This window comes from Paenibacillus hamazuiensis, from assembly GCF_023276405.1.
Lineage (GTDB): Bacteria > Bacillota > Bacilli > Paenibacillales > NBRC-103111 > Paenibacillus_AF > Paenibacillus_AF hamazuiensis.
The window spans coordinates 2312793-2331427 of record NZ_JALRMO010000001.1; the positions used below are offsets into that span (position 1 = coordinate 2312793).

Annotated in this window: 19 protein-coding genes; 9 read left to right on the top strand and 10 right to left on the bottom strand. The window is 55.3% G+C overall.

Annotation, left to right across the window (positions count from 1 at the left end; all coding sequences use genetic code 11):
* Positions 1–47: 47 nt before the first annotated feature.
* From MYS68_RS10165 to MYS68_RS10180, 4 genes are all read right to left on the bottom strand, one after another.
* The gene (locus MYS68_RS10165; protein ID WP_248925733.1) at positions 48–1226 is read right to left on the bottom strand and encodes a M20 family metallopeptidase; all 1179 of its coding nucleotides are present in this window, start codon (positions 1224–1226) and stop codon (positions 48–50) included.
* A 120-nt stretch (positions 1227–1346) separates the two neighbouring features.
* Positions 1347–1532: a hypothetical protein gene (locus tag MYS68_RS10170; RefSeq protein ID WP_248925734.1), complete on the bottom strand. Its 186-nt coding sequence runs from the start codon at positions 1530–1532 to the stop codon at positions 1347–1349.
* 215 nt (positions 1533–1747) lie between these two features.
* Positions 1748–1906 (bottom strand): aspartyl-phosphate phosphatase Spo0E family protein, encoded by a 159-nt coding sequence (locus tag MYS68_RS10175; protein ID WP_248925735.1) that lies wholly within the window; start codon positions 1904–1906, stop codon positions 1748–1750.
* Positions 1907–2023: 117 nt separating this feature from the next.
* Entirely contained in the window at positions 2024–3628 is a 1605-nt protein-coding gene (locus tag MYS68_RS10180) for a glycoside hydrolase family 26 protein (protein ID WP_248925736.1), read from the bottom strand.
* A 170-nt stretch (positions 3629–3798) separates the two neighbouring features.
* Here MYS68_RS10180 and MYS68_RS10185 point away from each other — a divergent pair, with 170 nt between their 5' ends.
* The 8 genes from MYS68_RS10185 (at position 3799) to MYS68_RS10220 (ending at position 11769) form a co-directional block, all read left to right on the top strand.
* Positions 3799–3960, top strand: coding sequence for a hypothetical protein (locus tag MYS68_RS10185; protein ID WP_248925737.1), 162 nt, complete (start codon positions 3799–3801; stop codon positions 3958–3960).
* Positions 3961–4047: 87 nt separating this feature from the next.
* Positions 4048–4194 (top strand): hypothetical protein, encoded by a 147-nt coding sequence (locus tag MYS68_RS10190; RefSeq protein WP_248925738.1) that lies wholly within the window; start codon positions 4048–4050, stop codon positions 4192–4194.
* Positions 4195–4554: 360 nt separating this feature from the next.
* Positions 4555–5685: a glycerate kinase gene (locus tag MYS68_RS10195; RefSeq protein ID WP_248925739.1), complete on the top strand. Its 1131-nt coding sequence runs from the start codon at positions 4555–4557 to the stop codon at positions 5683–5685.
* A gap of 39 nt (positions 5686–5724) precedes the next feature.
* On the top strand, positions 5725–7512 hold the full coding sequence (locus MYS68_RS10200) for a stalk domain-containing protein (RefSeq protein WP_248925740.1): 1788 nt from the start codon (positions 5725–5727) through the stop codon (positions 7510–7512).
* A gap of 76 nt (positions 7513–7588) precedes the next feature.
* Positions 7589–8866, top strand: coding sequence for an erythromycin esterase family protein (locus MYS68_RS10205; RefSeq protein ID WP_248925741.1), 1278 nt, complete (start codon positions 7589–7591; stop codon positions 8864–8866).
* A gap of 49 nt (positions 8867–8915) precedes the next feature.
* Positions 8916–9605: a YdeI/OmpD-associated family protein gene (locus tag MYS68_RS10210; RefSeq protein WP_248925742.1), complete on the top strand. Its 690-nt coding sequence runs from the start codon at positions 8916–8918 to the stop codon at positions 9603–9605.
* A gap of 37 nt (positions 9606–9642) precedes the next feature.
* Positions 9643–11475 carry a copper amine oxidase N-terminal domain-containing protein gene (locus MYS68_RS10215; protein WP_248925743.1) on the top strand — a complete coding sequence of 611 codons (1833 nt, stop codon included), beginning with the start codon at positions 9643–9645 and terminating at the stop codon, positions 11473–11475.
* Between the two features lie 60 nt (positions 11476–11535).
* Positions 11536–11769: a hypothetical protein gene (locus MYS68_RS10220; RefSeq protein WP_248925744.1), complete on the top strand. Its 234-nt coding sequence runs from the start codon at positions 11536–11538 to the stop codon at positions 11767–11769.
* 240 nt (positions 11770–12009) lie between these two features.
* Here MYS68_RS10220 and MYS68_RS10225 read toward each other — a convergent pair whose 3' ends face one another.
* From MYS68_RS10225 to MYS68_RS10250, 6 genes are all read right to left on the bottom strand, one after another.
* Entirely contained in the window at positions 12010–13251 is a 1242-nt protein-coding gene (locus tag MYS68_RS10225; protein ID WP_248925745.1) for an ABC transporter permease, read from the bottom strand.
* A gap of 5 nt (positions 13252–13256) precedes the next feature.
* Positions 13257–13994, bottom strand: coding sequence for an ABC transporter ATP-binding protein (locus tag MYS68_RS10230; protein ID WP_248925746.1), 738 nt, complete (start codon positions 13992–13994; stop codon positions 13257–13259).
* Positions 13995–14021: 27 nt separating this feature from the next.
* Entirely contained in the window at positions 14022–15035 is a 1014-nt protein-coding gene (namA, locus tag MYS68_RS10235) for an NADPH dehydrogenase NamA (RefSeq protein ID WP_248925747.1), read from the bottom strand.
* 126 nt (positions 15036–15161) lie between these two features.
* The gene (locus MYS68_RS10240) at positions 15162–16040 is read right to left on the bottom strand and encodes a polysaccharide deacetylase family protein (protein ID WP_248925748.1); all 879 of its coding nucleotides are present in this window, start codon (positions 16038–16040) and stop codon (positions 15162–15164) included.
* Positions 16041–16165: 125 nt separating this feature from the next.
* The gene (udk, locus tag MYS68_RS10245; protein WP_248925749.1) at positions 16166–16789 is read right to left on the bottom strand and encodes a uridine kinase; all 624 of its coding nucleotides are present in this window, start codon (positions 16787–16789) and stop codon (positions 16166–16168) included.
* Positions 16790–16900: 111 nt separating this feature from the next.
* Positions 16901–17095 (bottom strand): hypothetical protein, encoded by a 195-nt coding sequence (locus tag MYS68_RS10250; RefSeq protein ID WP_248925750.1) that lies wholly within the window; start codon positions 17093–17095, stop codon positions 16901–16903.
* Between the two features lie 392 nt (positions 17096–17487).
* Between MYS68_RS10250 and MYS68_RS10255 the strand changes: the two genes are divergently transcribed.
* A complete protein-coding gene (locus MYS68_RS10255; RefSeq protein ID WP_248925751.1) occupies positions 17488–18588 on the top strand; it encodes a sugar ABC transporter substrate-binding protein in 1101 nt (366 codons plus the stop codon).
* Positions 18589–18635: the final 47 nt, after the last annotated feature.

Consider the following 18635-nt stretch of genomic DNA (forward strand, 5'->3'; position numbering starts at 1 on the left):
TTCCTTGCTGGCGAAGGGGTTCCGGTCTTTTTGCTTAATATTATCGCTCAGGCGCGTGAACGTTTTACGGCAGCCTCAAATTCTTGGCGGACCGAGCGCAGCGCATCCGGATTCACGATGACGTCGTAGGCGGTAGCGGCCAGCGCCTTGGCACCCAGCAGCATGCCGTCCATCGCACGATCGGTCATCGCCAGGTCGCGGAACTCGGCCGTGTGCAGCAAATGTTTTTCGTCGATCACCTGGATGTATGGGTGTATCGCCGGGCATCGCCTCGACACATTGCCGAGGTCGAGGGAGCCGTGATCTTTGCCGTATTCGACGGCGTTTTCGTCGATGCCGAGCAGCCCCAAATTACGGGTGAACAAAGAGGAAAGCGTTTCGTTTGTGATCAGCTCGTCATAAGAAAATTCGTAGTTGGACCATTTGAACGCGCATCCGGTTTGCAGTGCCGCACCTTCCGCACAGCGGATCACTTTCTGCACGACCTCATCCGTATAAGGGCGGTTTGCCGAACGGATATAAAACTGGGCGACCGTATAGTCCGGAATAATATTCGGAGCCTTGCCGCCTTCGGCGATGATGCCGTGGATGCGCACATGGCTTTGCAGCTGCTGGCGCAGGACACTGATCGAGTTAAACAGCATCAGTACCGCATCGAGTGCGTTGACGCCTTCGTGGGGACTGGCGGCGGCATGCGCCGCTTTGCCAAAAAACTCGAACTGAAGCGCGTCCATGGCAAGCGTTTGGCCGGATCTTTCAAAGGTGTGGTAAGGGTGGGCCATCAAAGCCACATCGACATCGTCGAAAAGTCCGGCTTCGGCCATCGTCACCTTGGCGCCTTTCGTCTCCTCGGCCGGCGTTCCGTACACGCGGATCGTACCCCCGATTTCATCGATAACCGACTTTAGAGCGATCGCCGCAGCGACGCTCATCGTGCCGATGATATGATGGCCGCAGGCGTGGCCAAGCTCCGGCAAAGCGTCGTATTCGCACAGGAAAGCGACGGTCGGGCCGGGCTTCTGAGCCCGGTACGTGCCGAGAAAGGCGGTGGCAAGCCCAAGCACCGGCTTTTCCACCTGAAAACCGTGGAAGCTGAGTTCGGCTGCCAGTTTTTCGGAGGCGAGAAATTCTTCATGGCCGAGCTCGGGATTTTTCCAGATAAACTGAGAGATCTCTTTAAAACGGCCGGCAAACCGCTGCACCGTATCGTAAATGCGCTGTTTCATGTACCGCTCCTTTGAATATTAGTTGGTTAGATTGATTTTAACATGAACCTTAACGAATTTAAAAAAAGACCTCTTCGGCGTATGCGGCCGAGAGAGGTCCGGATTGCGGAAACGTTTGCATTACTGGTAGTTGGCTCGTTCGGGAAGAATCTTATGCTCCAGGGTGCGCTTGATTTTTTGGAGCGCATCGACTTCCAATCGATGATTTTCGTGGAAACGGACTCCCATTAACGCAAGCGCTTCATTCACGGTGAGTTCAACGGAAATCGTTTCTTTACCGATGTGGCTCATCTGTTCCGAGTTCATGCTCATCGCTCCTTTAGAGATAGATAAAAGTAGGCAAGGCGAACCGTAGATTAGCAGAAAAAGAAGGGTGTCGATTGGAAAAAAGCCTTGATTTTCCTTGGTTTTAATATAACATATCATGTAATGTTTTTCAAGGGGATGATGGAAAAATGCATGCCTGTTTTTTTGTCGAAGCGCAAAATAAAAGCCGCCATACGGCGGCTCATATCGTATTGTTACTGTCTTCGCAAACGTTGAATTTCTATAATGAGCCGGTCGATGATCTGGCTCAGTTCCACAACTTCGGGTGCGACAAAGCTGCCTGTACGCTCGACGAGACTGTACAGCTTGTTTTTTAACAGCTCGATTTGTATCGTTAGCTCATCTTCTTCCATGGACATACTCCTATCAGCAGCATCTATCAGCAGTCACCGAAACATTATATTATATGTCTTGGGAAAATAGTGTAAATCCATGTCGAACCGGTTTGGCAAATTTTTCGACAAAAATCATCATTTTTTTCGAAAATCCCAAGGTACGGAAACTTGCGCCAGCGGCTGCATTTTGCCGTTATACGCGGTGAAGACGACAGGGTGGGAAGGATCGAGCGTTCGGATGTCGATGTCGAATTGCCACGGTATTTCATAGCTGAAGGCAATATTTGCGCCGTTTTGGCTTACGGCGACGACGACGGGCTGACGGCCTTCCGGCAGTTTGATATATGGGAGCAGCTTCAATCGTCCGCCGGCCTCGAAAGGAATGGCGCTTATCCGCGAAAACGCCGATTCCGGCGCCGGAGAAACGGATCCGATGTCGCTTAAAAAGTCCGCCTGCCGGATGAGCCGCTGATACAAATTGTCCATGAGCGGGTTTTCGCCGAGATCGTAAACATGCTCCATCCCGGTTTGTACGGCCCGCGATTTGCTGTAATTGAAATACGTGATCGCTTTCAGCTGCGGAAACAGCTTGGGCAGGTAGCCGTACATGTAGCCGAGCTGACCCTCGCCCCATTTGGCGAAGTCGGTGCCCGATTTCAGATGGTAGTGCGATACGGCACCTTCTGAAATCATGATCGGCTTGTGCGAATATTTTTCGTAAAGCGGGCGGAAATAATCGATCTGGTTGGTCGACAAATCGAGCTTCTCCAACGCATATGGAGTAGCGTACAGCGAAAAACCGATCCAGTCGACGTAGCCGTCTCCCGGATAATAAGCGTCAATATTGTCCGCCGGCAAAAAGTTGGGAGACCAAACCATCGCCACGTTAGGCGCTTCTTCTTTCATAATATCGTGAATGAGCCGGAACTTTTCGATATATGTTTGCGGATCGTCGTGCCACGGCACCCAGGCTCCGTTCATCTCCGAAGCGTACCGCAAGAAGACAGGGATGCCGGACGATTTGGCTTCGCGGGCGAATCTGCGCACATATTCGTCGTCCTTTACATCGTCGAGGCCGTATCTCGGCTCCCAGCCGATCTGCAGCGCGCCCCCGGCTTTCTTGGCCATGCCCGCCTGCCTGAACGGAAAGTACGAGTCGGTATCCGCCTGATATTTGCGCCATCCGACGTAGGACAAAAACATCGCATGCTTGCGGCCGTATACGGACTCGATTTTGGAAAAATCGAAGCCGACTCTGCGGTCCGCACCCAGCATGCCGAGATAAACTCCGCGGCCCGGCTCGAATTTGGCCGGCGGTCTCGCGTCTGCTGCTGCGGGCGCTTCCATATAAATTTCGAAAACGGATTCGCCCTGTACGGCGGACGACTCGCCGCCGGGCGGCGCTCCGGCTGCGCCGCTTTGCTTCCACAGCTCCGAGCTTCGTTCATACAATGCGGCCGCTTCAGCTTCTTGCCCGACGCTTTTGGCATAGGCCGCCCTGCGGTACGTGTAGTCCGCCGCCACATCAAGACGGTTCGTCTGCTTTGCTTTTTCTATCATTTCATCCCACCAGACGACGGTGGAAGGAAGACTTTTAGGCTCGGGCGCGGCGGGTCCGGCAGGTTCGTCCGGCTTTACAGCGGCGTAAGCGGCCAGGATGAAAACAGCCGCCGCGACGGCTGCCGGAACGAGCATCATTTTCGATCGGAACAAACCAGGTTTGGACGGAATCGCAAACACCCCATCTGCAAAGTGCTAAATGATTTATATTTACTATACATGAGAAGGGTTCTGAAAAAAACAATCCGATGAAGCCCGCTGACAAGCGGGCGGAGGAATATTTTGCAGCCGGAGGAAGCAATCTAACGTTAAACCCGTATTTACTGGCGAAAGGCAGGGGGATAGCGCCTATGAGCGATTTGTTCAACGAAACATCCAATACGGCTGCCGGCATCAATACACCGGAGGATCAGCAGGATTGCACGGCTACCGATTTGCTGAGCGACGCAGTCGAGGAAATGATCGATAACATCGAAGAAGAGTTTACGGGCAAACGGACCAAGCCGGAATAAAAAAGCTTCTTCGCCAAAATACTAATGGAGTATGTTCAAAAAGCGCCCTTTTTTGAACACACTCTAAGAGCCGTCGGAGGTGATACGATGGATAGCGGAAAAGCGAATACGCCCAACAATCCGAATTTTAAGGAGCAGAAGTTTACGGAGGACGAGGCGATCATGCATGCGGATAAAGCAGCCGACCGTCCCCCTAGCCTGAACGAAATTCCGAAGCAGACGAATCCGCAGTAAGATTTCATGAAAGATTTGCGGAATCATAAGCGAAAGTCCCGCGCATGGACCATACAATGATTTCGACCGCGAAAGCGAAAATTCCTTTAGGAAAGCAAAGGAGTTTTCGCTTTTTTGCGAGGCAGATATTTCATGCGAATCGCGAAACGAATGGCGGCCAAACCCGTATATTACTTTGGTCGGCCAAAACCGGTCGCCCCGGACGAACCACGGGTCCGTCGATTCGACTTTTTGCCGAAATATGGCGAAATCGGTTCAACCGCAGGGTGGCTTATGCTATCATAGGGTTTAGTCGGCTCGCCGAAATCGCTAGATTCATAGAGTGAGCCATCCAATACATATAACGGGGAGACAAAGTATATGAAAATCGTTCTGGCTCCGGATTCTTACAAAGGCAGCTTGACGGCCAAAGAGGCATGCGACGCGATGGAGGAAGGCATCCGCAAGGTTGTGCCGGACGCCGAGGTCGTCAAGGTGCCGATGGCTGACGGCGGCGAAGGCACGGTGCAGAGCCTCGTCGACGCGACGGGCGGCCGCCTGCTGAAGGCGGCGGTCAGCGGGCCGCTCGGCGGCCGGGTGGAGGCCGCCTACGGCATTCTCGGGGACGGCGAAACGGCCGTCATCGAGATGGCGGAAGCGTCGGGATTATATTTAATCCCGACGGAGGCGCGCAACCCCCTCGCCACGACAACGTACGGGACGGGGGAGCTCATTCGCGCGGCGCTGGATCAAGGCTGCCGCCGCTTCATCATCGGGCTCGGCGGCAGCGCTACCAACGACGGCGGCGCCGGCATGGCACAGGCGCTCGGCGTGCGCCTGCTGGATGAAGACGGCCGCGAGCTGCCGCCGGGAGGCGGAGCGCTGAGCCGCCTCACCCGCATCGACGCGAGCGGAATTGACCCGCGCGTGCGCGAGAGCGCGTTTACCGTCGCGTGCGACGTGGACAACCCGCTGCTCGGCTCTGCCGGCGCGAGCGCCGTCTTCGGCCCGCAGAAGGGGGCCACGCCCGCGATGGTTGCGGAGCTCGACGCGGCGCTCGGCCGCTACGCCGAGGCGCTGAAGCGCGATCTCGGCGCGGACGTGGCCGGGATTCCCGGCGCGGGAGCGGCCGGCGGTCTCGGCGCAGGCGTCGTCGCGTTTCTCGGCGCCGAGCTGAAGCGCGGCGTCGACATCGTGATCGCCGCATCCGGACTCGAGCGGCAGCTGGCCGGCGCCGACCTCGTCTTTTCCGGCGAAGGGCAATGCGACTTCCAGACGGAGCGCGGCAAGACGCCGTACGGCGTATCGACGACGGCGCAAAAGCAGGGGGTGCCTTGCATTCTCATTGCCGGGTCGGTCGGTACGGGTATCGAGGTGCTGTACAAAAGCGGCGTAGCGAGCGTTTTTTCGATGGTCGACAAGCCGATGAAGCTGGAGGAGGCTATGGCGTCGGCGCGCGCGCTGCTGGCGAATGCGGCGGAAAGAGTCATGCGCGTCTATACGATCCGCTAGCCGGGCATCAGGCGATTATAAACGAAGGAGCTTTTATGCATGAACACAAGCGGTAAATGGGCGCTCGCACTGCTCATGGCTTCGGGACTGGCAGTGCTGCCCGCAAGGCAGGCGGAAGCCGTTTCGACGACAACGACGTATATCCAACTGTTTTCCGGTCAGCCTGAGGCGTTCGTAAACGGGGAGAAGATGCGTTTGGACATACCGGTCCAATCCGTGGAGGAAGCGGTATATGTCCCGCTCAAGTGGATGGGGGAACGCCTCGATTTTAACGTTGATTGGAACGGGGAAACCGGCAAGGTGCAGGTACAAGCGCCGAAAGCGTTTATCGAATTCGATTTGGCGGAAAATCAGGTGGCGGTCAACGGAAAAAGCTCCCCCATGAGCGGTGTGGCGAAGATTGAGGAGGACCGGCTGCTCGTCAAATTGTCTTGGATTGCCGACTATATCGGCATGCAGACGAAATATTACGCAGGGCAGCGGCGGACCGACATCATCTACATTCAAAATCCGACGACCCGGTATAAGGAATCCGCGCTGCCCGGGGACGAGCTGCCGAATTCCCGTCCGGTAGCCAAATTTATGTTCGGCAAGGACTCGTACCGGATCGGCGAGCCGGTCGATTACATCGATCTAAGCTACGATCCGGATGCGGAAGGGCTGCCGGGGGTGGAATGGAAAGGCCGTCAGGACGCTTTTTTCAAACCGGGCGATTATACGGTAAGTCTCAAAGTGACCGATCCGAAGGGCAACGTCAGCGACGAGTTTTCGCGCACGCTGCATATTGAGGACAAAGTTTATCTCGACCCGTTCCAGTACTCGCTGCACTATGTTCCGCCCGGCTCGATTCTAAAGGCGGACAAAGAAGCAGCGATCATCGATTCATCCAAGCTGGCGGCGGTGAGCAAGCAAGTTCACCAATATGAAGAACGTCCGCTCGTCTCCGTCGTCACTAACGAGGCGGCTTCGGGCCCGGCGGAAAAAGGATTTTATTACCAGGAGAAAATCAAAGGCAAAGCGCGGCTGTATATCAATCACTTCAATCGCGGTACCGGTAAGGAGCAGCTTGGCATCGTTATCCGCAACGCAAGCGGCTCGAAACCTGTTACCGTCAAAACGACCCGGCACGGAGAATCGGCGCCGTCGCTGTTTTACCGGCAGCTCAGCCCTCAAGCGGTAGCGGACTTTTTGCTCAGCCATGCCGAGGATAGCGAACTTACGGTAAAACCGCTCGATGCGGCATTTTACAAGCAATTCGAACCGCTTTCTCCGGGACAAGGCCTCGAAGCGCTGTACGATATTGAAACGGACGGAGAAGCGATCGTCTCGATCGTCACTACGTCGCCCGGGGAAACGATTTACGATCTGGGGCAGTATCGGATGCTTGAAGGCAAAACGAAGCTGCGCGGCACGTTTCCGGCGGCCGATATTTTATGGAACGCGGACGTTTCCCGGGTCAACGTTCCATCGCGGCTTACGATCGGGGGCGACGATACGGACAAGCTGCTGAAAGGGCGGGACGCCCTTACCGGCAAAGAAACGGGCAGCGCCAGCGGGTCGGGCGTGACCTACACGGTGCGCCTGGAGCGTCCGGGCAAAGCGGCGCTGGTGCTTGTGCCGCGGGGCGGATACTTCCAGGGCCCGGTCAAAGTGGGCGGCAAAATCGTCGCCATGCCGCAAAACAGCGTGCTGACGCCGCTGGACGGCGGCTTGCTGCTTCATAGAACGACCGGTGCGGAGCCGGCCGTTGAGGTGGAATGGACATCGACCTCCGGCTCATTGCTGCCGGTCGATTTGCTTGTATATCCGTTGGAGGACGGGGAATAGCCCGGTATCGATAAAGACATACTGAAATCAGCCGGAACGCTTTACATTTTTTGACGAAAAAAAGGGGCTGATTTCAGTGAATCTCGCGTCGATTATCGAAGACATCCGGGAAAGCGGCCTTTCCTTTGACAATGAGACGGCCTATGAAGCGCTATTGGAAGCGATCGGCGAAGCCAAATATGTGCTGCTTGGAGAGGCGTCGCACGGTACGTCCGAGTTTTACAAGGTGCGGGCGAAGCTGACACAGCGGCTGATCAAGGAAAAAGGCTTTTCGTTTATCGCTGTTGAGGGCGACTGGCCGCCATGCTACAGCGTCAACGGCTACATCAAACGCGAGGGGCCTTCGGCCGAGGCGGAGAGCGCGAAAGCGCTGCTCTCCGAACAATATCGGCGCTGGCCGGCTTGGATGTGGGCTAACGAAGAAATCGCCGCATTGGCCGAATGGCTGCGCGAGGAGAACTCGTCCCGGCCGGATGGTCGGAAAGTCGGTTTTTACGGGCTTGACGTATACAGCTTGTGGGAATCGATGGACGAAATTATCCGTTACCTGGAGAAGGAAGGTTCGGAGGACCTTCAGAAAGCGAAGATGGCGTTCGAATGCTTCGAGCCGTACCGGCGCGACGAACAGTCGTACGGCATATCGGCGGCGTTTTTGCGAGATACGTGCGAAGAAGATGTGATCGGGCTGCTGAAGGCGATGCAGGATAAACGGAAGGCGGCTCAGCCGGGCGAGAAGGAGGATGCGCTCAGCGCCGAACTGAATGCGCTTGTCGCCGTCAATGCGGAGAAATATTACCGTGCGATGGTGCAGGGCGGGCCGCAGTCGTGGAACGTACGCGACCGCCATATGGCGGAAGTGCTGGAGAAGCTGATGCAGTTTCACGGTCCGGATGCCAAAGCGATCGTCTGGGAACACAACACTCACGTTGGCGACGCGCGGTTCACGGACATGAAGGAAGACGGCATGGTCAATATCGGGCAGCTTGTCCGCGAAAAGTCCGACTCCGTCTTCATCGTCGGCTTCGGTACCTACCAAGGCACGGTGATAGCGGGTAAAGAATGGGGAGCACCGCATGAGGTCATAAATGTCCCCGAGTCGCAGCCCGGCAGTTGGGAAGATTTGATGCACCGTGCCGGCCAGGGCGACCGGCTCCTTTTGTTCACACGCGGCGCATCGAGTCCGATCTACCGGACCGTTCTCGGACATCGCGCGATCGGCGTGGTGTACCGTCCGGAGCATGAGAGATGGGGCAATTATGTGCCCACCTCGCTTTCTCAGCGCTACGACGCGTTTATATTTATCGACCGGACGCATGCGCTTAATCCTCTCGTTCGCGAAGCTCAGCCCGTTTAAGGTTATCTCACTATCTAACTTCCGCTTTTGCCCAAAGGAGCAATCAACGATGAATCAGGATTTGATCAAAAAGCTGCGCATCCGGGAAGGCCAAGGTCACTTGGTCGTAGATGCGCCGGAAGGATACAGGCAGCAGCTCGGCGCACTGGGAGACGAAGCGGAGTTTCTGGCTTTTCCGGGCGATGCCCCGGCCATACGCGCGGCAGAGCGGCGCTACGGCTTCGTACAGTGGTTTGTCACGCAAAGCCGGCAGGTGAGAGAGCATATAGCGGATATGAAGTCATGTGCGAAAGAGGATGCGCTGCTGTGGATTTGCTATCCGAAACAAAGCTCGAAGGCGAGTTCGGATTTGAACCGCGATATTTTGTGGCAGATCGTATCGGACTATGGGCTGGAAGGGATCTCGCTTGTCTCGGTGGATAATACATGGTCGGCAATGCGCTTCCGTCCGGCTGACCAGGCCGGCTCGAAACGCAGAGACGAGCGGGGCAGTTCCGCCGCAGCGAAACCAAAAGAAGCCAAGGACCGGGTGATCGAAGTACCGGAGGAGATCTCGCAGCGGCTCAAGGCACATCCGGCCGCGGCGGAAACATTCGGCAAGCTGTCGTATTCGCATAAAAAAGAATACGTGCAGTGGATAACCGGGGCCAAAAAGGAAGAAACCCGGCTGCGCCGGCTTGAAAAAATGATCGACATGCTGGAGAAAGGGCTGAAAAGCCCTTCCGCCAAGGGAGAGTAAAGCAACCTGCGTGCAATCAAAGGGGAAAAAATGACTCATGAAAAACAAGTATAAAACGGCATTTGCGGCGCTCGCGATGCTTCTGCTATGTGCCGGGGCAGGGAATGCGGCGGCATCGGCCGCGGATTCGTCCGCGACGTCCGCCGCTCCGGCCGGGCGGGCTGCCGTAAACATGGAGAAAGATGACGCTGCCAAAATCAGTTTGTTTGTGCTTCTGTATCCCGGTGAAAAACGCGCGTTCGTCGGGTCCGAGAGCATTTCGCTGGACATTGCGCCCGAGGTCGTCGGCGATAAGCTGTATGTGCCAGCCAAATGGCTCGTTGAGCAACTCGGCAGCAAGGTCGAATGGGCTGCGCAGGAGCAGACGGTCAAGATGACGACGCCGAAAGCGTTTCTGGAATTCGACCTTGCCGGAAAAAAAATGTTCGTTAACGGCAAGGAAGACGACTTTGCCAAAGCCGCGCTTCTTCAAAACGAACGGCTGCTGGTCGATGCGGACTGGCTGTCCTCCTTCATCTCGTATAAACTGAATTACAATGAGGGACTTAAGCGCTACGAGCTGCTTTATATCAAATCGGGCTCCGTTTCGAACGGCTTTTACAACGATGCGATGCCCAATGCAAGGCCTGTTGCCAAATTCGCCACCTCAAAAGATACATACCGGATCGGGGAGCCGATCCAATATGTCGATCTCAGCTACGATCCGGACATGGACAACCTGACGGCGGACTGGACAGGCCGTGCGGATGCGATTTTCGAGCCGGGTGATTTTAAAATAAGCTTGGCGGTTACAGATAGTCACGGTAATGTAAGCGATACTTTTTCAAAGGTCATCACGATAACCGACGAACTATATTTGTCTCATTTCGATTATCAAATTTATTACGAGCCTGTCGGCACCTTCGTGAAATACGACGAACCGACGCTGCGCAAATATTTGCGCGGTATCCCTTCTCTGCCGAATGTCGTGAAACATCCGAAGGACCGGCCGCTGATCGTCAGCGACAGCCCGGAGACGTTTACGCAAAAAGGTTTCCTGTATCAAGAGAGAGTGAACGGCAAAGCGCGTTTATATGCCGACCATGTGAACGGGATGAACGAAAAGGTTCAGTTCGGCATTATCGTTCGCAACCCGAGCCCGGACAAGACGGTTACGATCAAAACGACGAATCAGGGCGAGGTATTCCCGTCGATTTACGCCAACCTGATCGGCAACGAAGCTTCCGTGGAATTTTTGGAAAACGACAAGCAGCCGCAGACGATGGCGGTCGGTCCGATGCAGACGGTATATTATAAAAAAATGCCGGACTTTTATCCCGGGCAAGGCATGAACGTCATGTACGACGTGGAAACGGACGGAGAAGTGTATTTCTCGTTCGTAGCGATGGATGCCGGGGCCGATCTTACGAATGTGGGCCAATACCGGCAGCTGGAATATACGGGCAACGTGCGCGGCACATTCGGCTGGTCGGACGTCGAGTGGACGGTCGACGCGAAATCGTTCACCAAGCCGTCCAGCCTGACGATCGGAGACGGAACTTCGGATCCGTTCGTAACCGGCACGGACTTTTTTATGAAAAAGGACGCGCTGAATTTGGGCAACTATGGTGTCGTTTATAAAATCCATATTCCCGAGCCGCGTAAAATGTCCGTCCTGCTGCTGCCGCGGGGCGGCGTGTTTAAAGGCCCGTTCAAAGTAAACGGCAAAATGGTGCTGGCACCGGCGTCGGGAGTCATGAGCGATTACGAAGGGTACACGATCCTCGCCCGGACGACGGGCGCCGAAAAGTCGCTCGATATCGAGTTTACTCCGGCGGCCGGTTCGGCATTTCCGGTCGATTTGATCTTTTACCCGCTTGACGACAAATAAGCCGATTATGTTTTTTGTCGCCGGGACACGCTATAGATAATACCGGACAGGAGGCTGGCGATGAAAAACAAGGAGCAGCTGGAGCAGGAAATTTACGAAAAGCTGACGGAAGGCGAATGGTCCGCGATGGACCCGGAATTCAGCGCCCGCCATATGCTGAACCCGAAATACGAAGCGCGCGTGCAGGCGAGCGTGGATCCGATCGTCGAGGAAACGAAGCGCATCCGCAAGGTCGCTCGTGAAGTAGACGACCGTTACGATGAGTATATGTCCCGTGTGAAGGACGGCCAGTAACGTCGGCCGTAACCGAAGTTTCCATGAAGTGGCGGCCGAGCCATTCAATTTTTCGGGCATCCTATCATCAAAAGAAAGCGATGGATGAGGGGTGATCCGGATATGAAGGTGCGAGGCGACGATAATTCCTCCCATGGCATCTTTTTGGGAGTCATATCGCTTTTGGCGTTAATCGCCTTTGTCGTTACCGCATATATGACGACTCAGTCTTAATCGCAGTACTGGGAAGCCCGGCCATCATCAAAGCCGGGCTTGTTTCCTTTTCACAAATGCCCGCAGACGGCCGGCAGCAAAAAGAATAGCTCCGCAGGCGGCAAGCGCTATGGCGAACCACGCGGGGCGGGAGACGGTGGCGAGAAGCGGGACTGCCAGCAGCATCGCCGCCGAGACATGGACGGATCGGACGACGCCGGCTGCTGCGGCGGTCCGCTGCCCCTCCGTCAGCGGGTAGACGAACATCCAATCGCTGTACACATGATATTGTTTAAGAGCGTGGAGCTGAAGGCCCAGCATATAGACGAACAGTACGTAAACGGCCGCTTTGATGCCGTCCCCGGAAATCCAGGCGATGAGCAGAACGCCGAGGACGGTTAAACGGACCGTGATGCCGAACAACTCCGAGCGGGACCAGGTGAGCGCGTACAGGTATCGGAAAGGATTGTTACGTCCCGACCTGCCGGACGCGAATACGCGGGCGAACCAAGGAGCGAGCTTGTTGGTCGATGCGGGCGGCTGCTCGCGGGGCACGTCGACAAAAACGCCGATAAACGAAAAATATTTCGACCGGTGCGACTGCTCGAGCCGGATCAAATGCTCCCAATGAACCGAATGAGCGGGAGGGAGGCGCAGCGCCAGCGAGTAGGAGATGCCGACGATACCGATCAACAGCAGGGACCAGGCCGGCCCGCCGGCCGCCACCGCGTAAAGCAAGCCGGCGGTCATCGGCCAGCGAAGTGCCTCGAACCGGAGACGGTGGCTTTTTTCGCGAAATTGCCGGATTTTCCAGCTGAACAACAGTTGAAGCCCTTTCAAAAGCAGCAGTTCGCCGTAAATGACCGCCATTTCATAAGGCATATGCCCGGCCCCGGCTTTCGTTCTGAACATCGGCCACAGCAGGAGCCAAACGGCGCCGATCAGCACGGACTGCGTGACGAAGGCGGAACGGAGGCAGCTGCTAAAATAACCGTCCATCCGGGCCTCCAGCGGCAGCAGAAAGGCGAGGTCGGCCTGACGCAAAAACGTCCGGACCGGACTGATCGCAATAAACGGCGTAAACGCCAGCGTGAAAGCCCAAACCGCCGTTTGACCCGGCGGTATTTGTTTGACCCACTCGGAATAAGCATAAAGGCCGACGATCGCAAAAATCGTAAAGCCGAGCATGCCGCTGGCCATCACATAACGCAGATAAGGAACGATCTCCCGCCAGAAACGGGCGGATCTTTCGGCTCTCAGCCGTTTTGCCACAAACGATGAAATAGACATTCGGATCACGGTCCTTTGACCATATCGTAAAATAAATCGTCGAGCGGCGCATCCGGCTTGCCGGCTTGCCTTCTTAACGATTGCAGGTCTCCTCCGGCAATCACTTTGCCGTCATGCAGCACGACGAACCGGTCGCAATATTTTTCAATCGTCGAGAGGATGTGGGAGCTCAGCAAAATGCCGGCCCCTTCGGCTTTGCGCTCCACCAGCATATCCAGCAGCGAGCGGATGCCGAGCGGGTCAAGGCCGAGAAAAGGCTCGTCGATGACATACAAATCCGGCCGGACGAGGAATGAGCTCATGATCATCACCTTTTGCCGCATCCCTTTCGACAAATGGCCCGGCAGCAATCCCAGCTTGTCCCTCATCCGGAATTGTTCGGCGAGCTCCCACATTCGCAGTTCGTAAACGGCGTCGTCAAGTCCGTAAGCCATTGCGGCAAAACGCAGGTGCTCCTCCACCGTCAGCTCATCGTAAAGCAACGGATTTTCCGGCACGTACGTGTAGGCGGAGCGGTACTGATGCGGGTCTTCCCGCAGCGTACGGCCTTTGACGCGGATCACGCCCTTATGCGGCTGCAGCACGCCGAGCACATGTTTGATCGTCGTGCTTTTACCGGCGCCGTTCAGGCCGATCATGCCGATCATTTCTCCTGGACCGACATCAAACGATACGTTATGCAGTACAGGCCTTGTGAGGCTGTACCCGCCTGTGATTCCGTCCACCTGCAAAATCTGGTTCATGCCGCACTTCCTTTCGGGAGGATGGCATTACCACCCTCGCGTATATTGTTTCGGAGCAGCAAGCTCGTGGCCCAGCGCTTTGGCGGCCAGGCGCGGCCAATACGGCTCGCGAAGCAGCTCGCGGGCCAAAAATACGAGATCGGCGCGGCCGCCCGCGACGATCTCTTCGGCGTGTGCCGGTTCGGTGATAAGACCGACCGCGCCCGTCAGTATGCCGGCTTGTCGTTTAATCGCCTCGGCATAAGGAACCTGGTAACCCGGATATGCAGTTATCGGGTAGTTCACGACCGATCCGGAGCTGCAGTCGACGAGATCGACGCCTTGATCTTTCATTTTTCGCGCATACTCTACGTACTGCTCTATAGAGTTGCCTTCCGGATGGTATTCGTTAGCCGATATGCGGACAAATAGCGGTCCGTCCCAAATCCGCCGGATTCCGTCAACAATCTCGCGCAGGAAGCGGTATCTGCGCTCCGCATCTCCGCCGTACCCGTCATCCCGATGATTGGCGAGAGGGGAGAGGAACTGGTTGATCAAATAACCGTGAGCCGCATGAATTTCAATGACATCGAACCCGGCTTGCTTGGCTCTGGCTGCGGCAGACACGAAGGCGTGAACGGTTTCCGCCACTTGGTCGGCCGAAAGGGCTTCCGGCATTTTGGACGTCTCCGAAAACGGAACGGCCGACGGTGCGGCAATCGGGCCGCTTACCTGCGATTTGCGGCCGGCGTGGGCGATCTGGATGCCGATTTTCGCATCCTGCTCATGCACAAGCCTGACCAATTCGGCCAGACCCTCGACATGCTCATCGCTCCAAATGCCTAGATCCTGTTCGGAAATGCGTCCCTGCGGCGTAACGGCGGTCGCTTCGACGATAATGAGGCCGACTTGTCCGACCGCTCTGCTCGTATAATGCGTCTTATGCCAATTGGTCACTTTGCCGTCTTTTTTTTCGCAAGAGTACATGCACATGGGGGACATAACGATGCGGTTTTTCAACGTCATCTCCTTGATGGTCAGCGGGTTAAACAGATGTGCCATGTGATCACGTCCTATCCGTTTTTTGTAATAGCAAGGCTAAAGTTATATTTTACCATGGTTGCGGCCGATGAACAAAAGAGAACCCCGAAGCAGTAAGTGACTGCCGCGGGGTTGGCCGACTGAGCGTTATAATCCGGCAGGAATTTGCAGAAGCTCGGGGATGGTGACAAGCTTGATGCCCCTTGCCTGAAGCCGCTCGATGATCGTCGGCAGCGCCTTGACCGTGCCGCTCAAATCTTCTCCGGTGCCTCCGGCTCCGTGCTGCAGCACGATCGATCCGGGATTGACGTGGCTGAGCACGTTTGTGGCTACTTGATCGGCGTTTAATCCTTTCCAGTCGAGCGAATCGACGTTCCAATTGATCACGTGGTATTGCTGGCTCGCCAGCCACTTGATCTGGTCTTCGTCGATATTCCCGTAAGGGGGGCGAAACAGCCTCGTGTGAATACCGGTGATATTTGCTAAAATATCCCCGGTACGCTTCACCTGATCGTGAAACACGTCATCCGACATTTTCGGCAAATTCGGATGATCGTAGGAGTGATTGCCCAGAACGTGCCCTTCGGCCGCGATTCGCCGAACGATGTCCGGATGAGCCTCGGCCCGGTTCCCTACGACAAAGAAGGTTGCGCGTACGCCGTATGCTTTCAAAACATCAAGCACCTGCGGCGTAAATTCGTTGTCCGGCACGTCGTCGAACGTTAAGGCAACCTCGCGCAGCGATGCCGGGCCGTTAAACAAAAACGTGCTCTTATACTTTTGATGCAAATCGGCAAGGGAGAGCGGTTGCGGCTGCCGGTGCACCTGTTCGGCACCTGCTTTCAATCGGGGCGTTTCGGTTGCATTCAGCTTCCGATTGTCCCCTGCCGACTGGGCGGTATAGGAACCCGTCCCCCGGCCGCCGGAATTGGTGTTGTCGCCGCCTTGCGCTGCGTTTTGTCCCGCCTGGCTGCAGCCGGCTAAGGAAAAAAGAGCTGCAGCAAGAAGCAGATTCTTTAGTTTCATCGTCTCAACCTCCGGGAACTTTGGAATTCTTCCCTTAATGTGCGGCTAGACGCGATATTTTATCCATATATGGAAGCCGGGCGCGACAAAAAAAGATGCGGGTCTTTCCCGCATCCTTGGTTCCATCAGCGCTGGCCTACGCCGTTTATGTATTTTTCCGTCCAGATCGTCAGCAAGCTGATGCCGACCTCGTTGTGAGCGCCTTCGGGGATAATGATATCCGCGTATTTTTTGGACGGCTCGATGAAAGCGTCATGCATCGGCTTGACGGTGGACAAATATTGATCATGTATCGATTGGATCGTGCGGCCCCGCTCATGGATATCCCGGACTACGCGGCGCAAAATGCGCACATCCGGATCGGTATCCACGAATACTTTGATGTCGAATATTTCGCGCAGCGCCGGATTGGACAAGACGTGCAGCCCCTCGACTATGACGATAGGCTTGATGTCAATCTCCACCGTTTCGGAAGATCTGGCATGGTTCGCGAAGTCGTACAGCGGAGAACGTACTTTATGGCCTAGTTTCAGCTGATTAAGATGCTTGAGCAGAAGATCGTCGTCAAAGGCGAGCGGATGGTCGTAATTGATCAGCTCGCGCTCCGCGAAGGGCAGATCGGAGTGATCGAGGTAGTAGTTATCCTGGGAAATCAGATTGACGTTTTGCTTGCCCAGCTTATCTATGACGGAGTGGGCTACCGACGTTTTCCCCGAGCCGGTTCCGCCGGCAATACCGATGATCAGCATGATAGATGAAGAGCCTCCCAATATATAAAGTCGGTTTATGTCGATTCGATTATTTTACCACAAAATAAAAGCCTTAGAAACGTCGCGGCTTCTAAGGCTTCGGGAGGGCGCTTACTGCAGCAGGCGGGAGCCGCCTTCCGGCCCGTTGCCGCCATTGTGGCCGTGAGCCAGGTTATCGATTTGCTCGGCGATTTCCGCCGGCAGCCGGTTGCGGAAGTAGCCGATGACGGTTTCGACCGCTTCGGTGGATTGTTCTTCGGAAATGCCTGCTTTTTCGCAGACCAGCTTCACGATTTGATGCTTCATGTCGGGACCTCCAATCGCTGAACGTTAGTTCCGTCCTTAGCCTCTGTCAACGGACGGTTTTTTATGCCAAAGCCGCAGTCCGCACTGTCCGTTTTATGGTAAAATAACAAAAGCGGCCCGTCCTCGCATTCACATCGATTTTCAGCACAAGTCTGCAGTATTCTTTCATCGGAACATCCGGCGCTCTCAAAATCTAACAAACGGTTAATAAATCTTTACGGATTCTATGAAGCTGTGTTAATATATCTTCTTGGGTTCCGGCTTTGTCGAATAGTGGCGACTCTTTGAAAAGAGAATATTGACGGTTTTCAAATATTGATGGTATAGTAGCAATACCTAGTAACCTCATTGGATTAATTATAGTATTGAAATGAAAAGGGGAGGAATTGTTAATGTCTTTTAAATGGAAACGCGCATTAGTACCTGCATTAGCCATTGTCATGTCCGCCAGCCTCATGGCGTGCGGAGCCAAACCTCAGGAAGCCGCCGGGCCCGCGGCCGACAAACAAGGAGCCGCTCCGGCCGCAGCCAATTCGCTGGAAAACAAAAAAATCGCACTCATCATGCAAATCAATCTCGGCACATTCTCCGCGCAGTACATAGAAGGCGTGAAGGAGCAGGTGGAGAAGCTCGGCGGCAAAGTGACCGTATTCACCTCGGATGGCGACCTTGCGAAGATGTCCTCTAACCTGGATGCGGCCATCAACCAGAAGTTCGACGCGATCCTGACAGACCATGGAACACCGGAAGCGCTGGAAGCCGGCGTGAAGAAAGCAGTGGAGAAGAAAATTCCGGTTATCGCTTTCGATGCCGATCTCAAAGTGCCGGGCGTCACCGTGCTCGAGCAGGGCGACCAGAAGATGGCCGAGCAGACGCTGGACCGTCTGGCCCAAGACATTGGCGGCAAAGGCAATATCGTCAAAATTTGGGTAGCCGGCTTCGCTCCGATGGAGCGCAGACAAATCGCCTATAAAGCATTCCTCGATAAAAACAAGGACATTAAAGAAATCGCCGCCTTCGGCGCAGCGACGCAAAATACGGCGCTCGATACACAGGCGCAAATGGAAGCGATTCTGAAAAAGTACCCGAACAAAGGCGATATCACCGCCGTTTGGGCGTCCTGGGACGAATTCGCGAAAGGCGCCGCACGTGCGATCCAGCAAGCGGGCCGTACGGAAATCAAGCTGTACGGTATCGATATGAGCGACGAGGACCTGCAGATGATCCAGGATCCGAAAAATCCATGGATCGCATCCGCTGCCGTCGACCCGAAAGATATCGGCCGCGTACAGGTTCGTTACGCATACCAGAAGATGCACGGCGATCAAACGCCGGACAAAGTGGTGCTTGATCCGGTATTCGTCTCCCGCGACCAGCTGCCGCAAAACCAAATTTCCACCGCCGATCTCAGCAAGCACGTCAAGGGCTGGGGGAACAGCCAGCAAGGTTATACCGATTGGCTGAAGGAACTGGAAGGCAAAGCGAAAAAATAATCGATTCGTATGCTGTCCCATCGGTCCCCGCGGCCGGTGGGATTTAT